The organism is Pseudomonas sp. 2822-15 (assembly GCF_002742515.1).
In the GTDB taxonomy this organism is placed as follows: Bacteria; Pseudomonadota; Gammaproteobacteria; order Pseudomonadales; family Pseudomonadaceae; genus Aquipseudomonas; species Aquipseudomonas salomonii.
In genome coordinates this window covers 1-259 of record NZ_LJRY01000124.1, presented here as the reverse complement: position 1 = coordinate 259, position 259 = coordinate 1, and the positions used below count along the sequence as shown (strand labels likewise).

At 34.0% G+C, this 259-nt stretch carries 1 pseudogene; it reads right to left on the bottom strand.

Annotated features, from left to right (window positions below):
* Positions 1–30 precede the first annotated feature (30 nt).
* Positions 31–259, bottom strand: a pseudogene (locus tag AOA59_RS33325) (cation diffusion facilitator family transporter); the annotation flags it as partial.

Genomic DNA, 259 nt, shown 5'->3' with positions numbered 1-259 from the left:
GAGCTAGTGGGATACTCAATATAAATTTAATTAAATACACTGGTGTTCTTGCTCACTTAAATCCTCTTTTTCTATTTGAATGGTACTGTGATTGATATGAAATTTAGTTTTAACATACTCATTGGCTTGTAACAAAATGTCATGATGTTTTTCCGAATAGGACGGATCAATGACGAGATGTGCAGTCAAACTATTCATCCCAGAAGTAATAGTCCACACATGCAATTCATGTATAGTTCTGACACCATCTATTTGTAGC